Source organism: Rhizobium hidalgonense (assembly GCF_002914525.1).
Taxonomy (GTDB): domain Bacteria; phylum Pseudomonadota; class Alphaproteobacteria; order Rhizobiales; family Rhizobiaceae; genus Rhizobium; species Rhizobium hidalgonense.
This window is the reverse complement of record NZ_LODW01000106.1, coordinates 1-8,370: the sequence shown is the minus strand read 5'-3', so window position 1 is coordinate 8,370 and position 8,370 is coordinate 1. Positions and strand designations below refer to the sequence as shown.

The following is an 8,370-nucleotide window of genomic DNA, read 5'->3' as shown; positions in this document are numbered from 1 at the left end:
CGGAAAACTCTAGCATCCGGTGGTCCAACGTTTGGGAGCGGTTCAAGACCGCCGAGGCTCTAATCGCCGCCGGATGAAAATTCAGTGGCAGGTCATTTGAAGGCCAACCACCTACCATCCTGCCGAACACTGGCAGGCCAGAAAACAAGGGGCGCAGCCAATACACGTCGCTTGATCAGTGCTTGTGAGATACGCCGGAGCCAAAGAGGAGCCGTAGTGAGTAGTGAACGCACTGTCATGCAGGTTCCTCCATGTCGCCCCCCCGTAAGCCTCCGGTGAAGGCCGCAGGTCAGGCCGCTTGAGCGTTGACGGTCGGCGGCGTCCAATTCCACGGAAGCAACTGCTCCAGCCTGGTAATCGGCGTATCAGCGATGCGGGCAAGAACGTCGGCCAGCCACACCTGCGGATCGATGTCGTTGAGTTTTGCCGTCATAATCAATGTGGCCATGAAGGCCGCACGATCTGCACCGCGGTCTGATCCGGCGAAGAGCCAGGATTTTCTGCCGAGCGCAAAGCCTCTGAGCGCTCGCTCTGCCGCATTATTCGTCAGGCAAATCCGGCCGTCCTGCAGAAATGATGTGAAGCCATCCCAGCGCTTGAGCATGTAGTCGATCGCCTCCGCCACCGGAGAACTGCGTGAGAGCTTTGCCCGCTCGGTTTGAAGCCAGACCTGCAGATCATCGACGAGTGGCAGACTGTCTCTCCGGCGACGCTCCAGGCGTTGATCGGCCGTAAGCCCGTTGATCTCGCGCTCAATATCGAACAGGCCGTCGATCCGTTTGACGGCTTCGAGCGCCATAGGCGAGATCGGCGCGGCGTTCTTTCCACGCTTGGCATTTGCGGCAATGTCGGCGAGCACGAAGAACTTACGCCGCGAGTGTGCCCAACAAAACGCCTGCCTTAGAGGATTTGGATCGCGATCAACCTTGAACAGCGGATTGTAGCCGCCATAGGCGTCCGCCTGCAGAATGCCGTTGAAGGTCTTCAGGTGGCGCTCCGGATGCCCCTGCCGTCGGTCCCGCGAGGCATAGTAAAGGGCCGCCGGCGGAGAGAGCCCTCCGAACGGCCGATCGTCCCGGACATAGGTCCAGATGCGGCCCGTATCGGTCTTTCCCTTGGCCAGGATCGGCACGGTCGTGTCGTCGCCGTGCAGACGTTCGGCAGCAAGGACATGCGCCTCGATCAGGGAGTGAATGGGCTTCAACGCCGCGGCACATGCTCCAACCTGATCGGCCAGCGTCGACAAGCTGAGGTCGACGCCCTCGCGGGCGTAGCGCTCGCTCTGGCGATTGAGCGGCTGGTGCTGGGCGAACTTCTCAAACAGGATCATCGCCAGCAGGTTCGGCCCGGCAAAACCGCGGGGTGTCACATGGAAGGGTGCGGGTGACTGCGTGATCTTCTCACACTCGCGGCAGGTGAACTTCTCCCGCACCGTCTGGTGACCTTCCACTGACGCGGGATGACTTCCAAGGTCTCGGTAATGTCTTCGCCAAGCTTCGACAGTTTAACCGATCCACAACAGGCGCAATTCGTGGGAGCGGCGATTACGACGCGCTCACGCGGCAGGTGTTCGGGAAAGGGCTTGCGTGACGGACGCTTGCGCTCGAAGGCTCTGACGGCTGAAGCTTTGGCTGCGATCTCCGCCGCCAGTTCATCTTCACCGGCGTCCGCTTCCAACTCCTCGAGCTGCAGTTCCATCTGCTCCAGGAGCCGCGCCTTGCGCTCGGACCGACTGCCGTAGAGTGCACGGCGAACCTTGTCGATCTCCAGCTTCAGCCGCGCGATCAGCGCCTCGGAATGCGATACGAGTGCCTTTGCGCTGGCGGCTTCTGCCTTGGCGGTCGCTGCTTCTGCTTCGGCTGCGACACGTCGAGCGCGTTCCTGGGCCAGCAGTGCAAGCGCACTGGCAAGGTCGTCCGGAAGCTCTTCGGTCGCATTGCTCATGACAGGATGGAATCATATTCGACCCTGTCATTCCAGTGTTTTTGCTTATCCGGCCGACGTCGGCCGCCAGGTCATTTGCGGCATCCGCCAGTCGATACCTTCCAGCAGATAACCGAGCTGCGCAGGTGTGATCACCACCGTGCCATCGGCCGCTGATGGCCAGATGAAGCGGCCGCGCTCCAGCTTCTTCGTGAACAGGCAAGCGCCCTGGCCGTCATGCCAGATCACCTTGATCAGACCGCCACCGCGGCCGCGGAATACGAACAGGTGTCCACACATCGGGTCGCGCTTCAGCGCCTCCTGCACCATCAACGACAAACCGGGGAAGCCTTTTCGCATATCGGTGTGGCCTGTCGCCAGCCAGACCTTCACGCCACTCGGAACCGGAATCATCGCAGCCCCAGCACGCAATCGAGAATCCGGCCAAGGGCATCCGTATCGATGTCGCTATCCACGCGCACGCGCCGACCCCGTCCAAGCTCGATCGTCACATCGCTACGCTTCCGACGAGGGTGGGATGTGGTGGGCGATTCCGGTTGAACGGGAGAGACTGTCGAAGCGGCCTCGGATACGATCACCGGCACCAAAGTCGCCGTATCAGACCTTGGCTCCTCGATCCGGCAAAGCTCTTTGCGCCAACGGAACAACTGGCTGACATGGATGCCGGCCGCGCGGGCAATCTCGGAGATGACCGCGTCTGGCTCAAAGCACGCAGCGACAAGGCGCTCTTTATCTTCGCGTGACCAGCGCCGACGGCGCTCTACAGACGTGATCACCTCAATTGGATGCTTCGTCATATGACTACTCCTAGTGTTACCACTAGGACTGGCAGTCAGAAGCCCTCTATCGCAAGACGGCCTTCACCGTGGGCTTACCCCCCCCCCCGCGCCAAGAACGCTAGGGCACACCCCGGATTGCTTGATTGCTGGGCAGATTAGCGAAGAATTCCGCCCTATATGAGCCGTTTCAACCGCACTTAAACGCGCGCTACATCTGAATAGGTCTTAATTGTTGTTAAGCTATTATCGACCAGGCCAGTTCCCGCCTCGGCGAGCTTTTGGAGGTTGTCGAAGCCAAATCGATGTACGTCGCGGAGCGTCTTCGAGAGTACTACGAGCCGCCCCGCCGTGAGTAATATCCGACCGAATCCCTCATGGTTCACAGTCAACACCGGTGACGCCATCAGTCCGGACTGCTCCTCTATAGCAAGTGCTACGGCGGCATAGAAGATCTCAAGCCGCCACTGCACCTCTAGGTCAGGTCCCCCGATGAGAGGAATCGCCCTACGCTGCTGCCTCGTCACGATGAAATCACAGAGCAAATCGGTGTCCGATTTCTCTTGCCACAATTCAAAGGTGTCTTGAGCACGCATCAGACGCAAGAGGCACTTAATGAAAGGCGTGGCGAGAGCATCTTTCTCATCTAATCGAGCATTGTTGGGGACAGGGGTGACGTTTGACATCAGTTAAAATCCTCCTGAGTGTTGGATGCGGTTTGACTAAGGGCCACACCCGCTTCCGGTAACACCATCCCTTAAAATGGTGCGGCAGATGGGACCTGTGGCGACGCAACTTGGCCCGGACGAATGACATGGCCCCTCGAAACGGGGCGGCCGCAACAACAACGGCAAGCGGCGGGCAACGCTGGCGGGTTTGACGAAAAGCGCTTCACAAGCGAGATTCCCGTCGCGATAGTCCAGTGGCGGTAGGTTTCGCCGCGAACTTCACCCTCAACCAACCTATTCGCCGCCAGGTGTAAAACCGTGTCTCGGGCTTTCGAATTGAGGATCAGGCGGGGGGTGGAATCAGCTTTTCGAGGTCGACAAGGGCAGTGAGAGTATCTTGAGAGGCCGTGTACTTGCCGATACCCCCTTTTCCGTGCGAACTGATGCAGACCTGCCATGTATTTTCCCTTCAAGGTTCAAATCGACTTCGACCGGACGCCACACGTTCCACCAGGCGATTGCCCGCCGCGTAGTTCTGGGAGTTCAAGACTCATGCCAGTCTCCTCCGCTGAGGTCCGGAACACGGCATCTGTATTGTTTCCAGCTTCTTAGCTAGCCCATGAAGAATTGATCGAGGACAACGTTGTCGTGAACCGGACAAGACGCGGTGGGGATCGAAGAAATGGCATCCCGATGCAGCGGCGGAAGCCTATTCTCCGGCCACGTCAGCAACAAATGACACCCGCCGAAGCCGCTCCGCTCTCAATTCGCGAATTGGGCGCAATGTCCGGCCGCTTGCCGAGGTGCAGCCGGTCGATCCTCTTTGCTTGGCGATCACAGCGCCTCCCAGTGATGGACTCCGAGACCCACATGCATCACTGGCTGGAGCTCCCTTCCTCGACAGTTAGCGCCGTCATTTGGGGGGAATGCCGCGGGCAAATGGAATGCGGCATCGGCCCCCGCGACGCCGGCGACAGCTCAACAACGCTCTGAATTTCCACAGTGAACGGCTGTTAGACGTAGCCGGCAAAGGGGAAGCTCACGAAGATCAGATGGCCCTTCAGGGCCGGGTCCTGGTTCCGATGCCCACCGGATCGACCGGCCGCAAGGTTTTAGGACCGTTTCAACAACCAGCCCCTGGGCGCCTCGGCGGCGTGTATCTTAAGTTGCCGGCGTGCGTCGGCCGCGTTCACTCTCTATCCGCACCAGAACACGGCACCCGGGGGATCATGCTGCTGGCACGACCTAGCTGGCCGGTACCGTCGGCGCCGGCAAGAGGATGACTGTGGCAGCGGCCGTCATGGAGCAGTGCTGCCTCGGTGTGACCGCTGAGGCGATGCTCGCTGTTTCCGGTCATATTGCTTGGCACAGGCCGGAAAGCGTTTCTAGTACCTTAGCGAACGCTCGCGACTTTAGCAGGGACAACGGGACCTGGCGGCAGCGGACCCCGAACAAGTGCGAAGCAAACCGAATCTTTGGCAACCTCAAAGAGGGTGGAGTCGATACCCTGGCGGTCAAGCGCCCGCGTCGTCGCGGAGCATTGGGCGCGGAGGGGTTTGCGGATTCTCGATACGTGATTGGCACATCAGTCGGACCTCAGCCGATCTTCGTGCAAAAGGATCCTTTAAAAATGGGCCCCTTAACGCGTGCCTTGGCATGATTGCTTGCTGACGAAGTTTAGGTTGAGAATTGAACACCGCTAGTTATTCGCAGGATTGCTCGGCAAACGAACGAGGCGGGGTGGTGTTCCAAGCATGATCTGGGACAGATAGGGAATGTCGCGCACGCTCCAGCGAACTGCTAGTGCTACGGCAATGATCATCGTCCCGAGAATTCCCGCCGCGCCAGACCTAATTGTGGGAGCCCATTGTTCTCGGTATTGTATTAAATCCATGAGACGGAATACCGTAGCCTGCACCAGGTACAACACGAGCGTGCTCTGCCCCACTTCCACGGCGATAAAGCGAACCACCCGGTTCGAGCGTCCAATTTTCCAGGATTGAAGCAGAATCTCGATCATCACTGCAGAGGCCACTGTCGAGCCAAAAAACATCAGAAGGATATCTTTTGCCGACTGCAGATCCTGGATTAAGGCGAGATTGTTGTAGACATAGGTGTCCTCGCGCCACGCCATAAAGCACAAGCTAGCCGCGATAGAGGCGGACATCATCAGGCCTAGCTTATGATACCGCATTATGCTCGTCCACCAATCTCTCGACTGCGCAAATGAAAATCCCATGCAGAAAAAGGGATAGGTGTACTTTATGAGAGGGAATATAGAAAACGTCACGGGGGCAACTGCGACCAGTATGGATGAGACAAGCAAAGAGCGTGCCGACCCGGAGTTGAAGATCGAAATAAGTTTGACCAAAAGAAAAGAAGCAAACGCAGCCCAGATGAACCAGTATGTGCCGACGAAATCGTGCATGAATTGCAAAAGGTTGCCAGGTGCGTCCGGCGGCCGGGGAAACATAAGCAATTTGACTGCCTCCAAAAGGGTGCACCAGAACAGCGTCGGCACCAGGAGCTGCAGCGCGCGATCACCGATGGCTTGCCTGAACGATTTACCTAGTAGCCCTGATCTAGAGAGATATCCGCTTATCGCCATAAAGAGAGGCATGTGAAACATGTAGATCGATTTGAAGCATGTCGAATCCCAGAAGCCATCACCCTCGTAAAAGATATATTGTATCAGGTGACCGAAAATCACCAAGACAATGAGTATTCCTTTGGCGAAGTCTAAAGCTAGATCGCGATCGTCGGCCTCTGGCGCCTCAGGCACTGTCTTTCCACCTACAATTCTTGCTCGCATTCTCACCATCTCACGATGCCAACGGGAGCCTTTGAAAGCGGCATTTCCCAACCTCTCGTTCATCATGCAGGCTAATCCAGCTTCCGATCAGCGCTCCGACTTCGGCATGCGGAACGACGGCCAACGGTCATACAATTTGCCTGGGTTCCAAGTTCACAGGGCGACCGTGGCGACTTAGGCCCAGTAGCCGTTTTCGGCGTGTCCATTGGCTGTTTTTCGCCGCAACGTACGCCCCGCCTAAACTCGCTGCCGCGCAACTGCTTGGGCTGCCACGTCGTCGAAATCTTCTAACGGACATTTGCGCGTATGCAAGTAGCGCTGCTTGACTCTGCACTCGGCTATTGTTGCGATTGCATATGATTCTCCATACCAAACTTACGCGACTCCGTATCAAAAGAACATATTGCCGATTCAATGGCTCCTAGCCGCTGTGGTATCGTCTATCACCTACCGGCGCTTGGGTGTGGATCGGCACCCCAGCGCAACCCCCCAGACGCTGGAGATTTGCTCCATTAGATCCGCCGCCCAACGTGTCCTATATGGCAGCCTCACCATTGTAAAATTCATGCTCCTAATGATACGCATCTGCGGTATGGATGAGTATCGCGGACCCTTGACAACCTTGAGCGGAAGGTCGGTGAGTATCGCGATACACGAGGCTTTGGCCGCGATCGCCGCCGTTTTGGATCGCCGCGAATGATCGCTGGACGTTGGGCTGCCATTGTCGATCCGTGTGCGACGTTTGTCGATACGTCAGAGACGACCGTGGTCCCAATCCGTTGGAAGATCGCAGTAAGCGTTAAGATATGCGGGATGCAACGGCCAATGTCTGAGGATGCGCTCCCCTGCTAAGGTCGAGACCCCTCCTCGATCAGTGGCTTTCCCTTTTTGGGATACCTCTCCTTCGGTGGCGAAAGAATGAAACCGGGCTGGATATGTCGCTGGTCATATCGCGCGATTCAAATTGGCGCAGACTTTGCGGCTCGCTTGACGCGAGGATCCCCCTGAGCTGAAGAAGGCCGGCCGCAATAGCGCCGAGCATTGGCGCACATATATAAAGCCAGAGTTGAGAGAGTGCCGCCCCTCCTGCGAAAAGTGCTGGGCCGATCGATCGTGCTGGATTCACAGAAGAACCCGAAACGGTGATACCGCCAAGGTGGATCGCAACTAAGGCAAGTCCAATCGCCAATCGTGCAACAGCGCCGCGTCCAGCCGTGCATTTGAGGAATACAGTTACGAACAGGAACGTGGCGATAAACTCGAATAGGAACGCAGCTCTCCATCCGTAGACTGCCCAGCCGGTTTGGGCGAAACCTTCTAGGGTGATATCGTAACCGCCGACCTTGTTCATAGCGATAAGGTAGAGCGTGCCTGCCGCCGCGATAGCTCCTGCACATTGGGCGGAGACATACGCGAGAAAGTCCCACACTCTCAATCGGCGCGACACTAGGAAACCCAGGCTGACCGCCGGATTGAGATGCGCGCCCGAGACTGGGCCAATCGTGTAGGCCATTGCAACCACGGTCGTCCCGAAGGCTAAAGCGACACCCAACAGGCCCACCTCTTGACGCATATAAAGCAATGTGCCGCAGCCGAGGAAGACAAGTGTGAAGGTCCCGAAGAATTCGCAAACATACTTTTTCATTTTTCACTCCATTGATTAGACCCCACGTACTTTTCGGTGTCATCCTCGTGCCGCCAAGCGTTCCGCATGCACCGAACCAATCATCGTGTCAGGTCCGGAAAACCTCCGTAGTTGACTTCAATTGCGTCCTTGTCCGACGAGATCGGCATCAGAGCCTATGGTCAACCAGCGTCACCGATCACCAGCAAACGTCGTACCAAATGAAATATGTTGCGCATCACAGCGATCGCTCTGGTGACGTTCGGTCTTTATGTTCGAAAGTGCCGTGAACAGGATAGGCAGGCGAACCGTACCGAGACGTATGGACCCGAGCTGGGCTACGAACAAATCGCCAAGCAGCCCATCCTCAAATTATCGAAACAACGACCCTCTTCATGGCTCCAAGCGGAAGGTGGTGCAAAGCAGGAACCAGGACAAGGGTTGATAAGACCGCCAGGGACGTTCACGAGAAGTCGAGTAACGCCCCTTAGCCACGAACAGGCACATGATCCTTGGCGCGATTTGAAGTCCACGTGAATTCCCTTG

6 protein-coding genes and 1 pseudogene are annotated in these 8,370 nt (G+C 57.3%); all 7 read right to left on the bottom strand.

Annotated elements, in window-relative coordinates:
* Window positions 1–289: 289 nt before the first annotated feature.
* Window positions 290–1,944, bottom strand: a protein-coding gene (gene tnpC, locus ATY29_RS31650; protein ID WP_244597480.1) for an IS66 family transposase whose coding sequence is annotated in 2 segments (ribosomal slippage) — window positions 290–1,440 and window positions 1,440–1,944 — 1,656 coding nt in all. Because the reading frame shifts where the segments join, the coding sequence is not laid out codon by codon here.
* A gap of 45 nt (window positions 1,945–1,989) precedes the next feature.
* Entirely contained in the window at window positions 1,990–2,316 is a 327-nt protein-coding gene (gene tnpB, locus ATY29_RS31645; protein WP_425299368.1) for an IS66 family insertion sequence element accessory protein TnpB, read from the bottom strand.
* 17 nt (window positions 2,317–2,333) lie between these two features.
* Window positions 2,334–2,741: an IS66-like element accessory protein TnpA gene (gene tnpA / locus ATY29_RS31640; protein ID WP_004675073.1), complete on the bottom strand. Its 408-nt coding sequence runs from the start codon at window positions 2,739–2,741 to the stop codon at window positions 2,334–2,336.
* 179 nt (window positions 2,742–2,920) lie between these two features.
* On the bottom strand, window positions 2,921–3,406 hold the full coding sequence (locus tag ATY29_RS31635; RefSeq protein WP_097537494.1) for a NifX-associated nitrogen fixation protein: 486 nt from the start codon (window positions 3,404–3,406) through the stop codon (window positions 2,921–2,923).
* A 257-nt stretch (window positions 3,407–3,663) separates the two neighbouring features.
* Window positions 3,664–3,833 (bottom strand): annotated as a pseudogene (gene nifH / locus ATY29_RS31630) (nitrogenase reductase); the annotation flags it as partial.
* Between the two features lie 1,254 nt (window positions 3,834–5,087).
* The gene (gene nolL / locus ATY29_RS31615) at window positions 5,088–6,200 is read right to left on the bottom strand and encodes a nodulation factor fucose acetyltransferase NolL (protein WP_342210736.1); all 1,113 of its coding nucleotides are present in this window, start codon (window positions 6,198–6,200) and stop codon (window positions 5,088–5,090) included.
* An 871-nt stretch (window positions 6,201–7,071) separates the two neighbouring features.
* Window positions 7,072–7,845 carry an aquaporin gene (locus tag ATY29_RS31605; RefSeq protein ID WP_096478327.1) on the bottom strand — a complete coding sequence of 258 codons (774 nt, stop codon included), beginning with the start codon at window positions 7,843–7,845 and terminating at the stop codon, window positions 7,072–7,074.
* Between the last annotated feature and the right edge of the window lie 525 nt (window positions 7,846–8,370).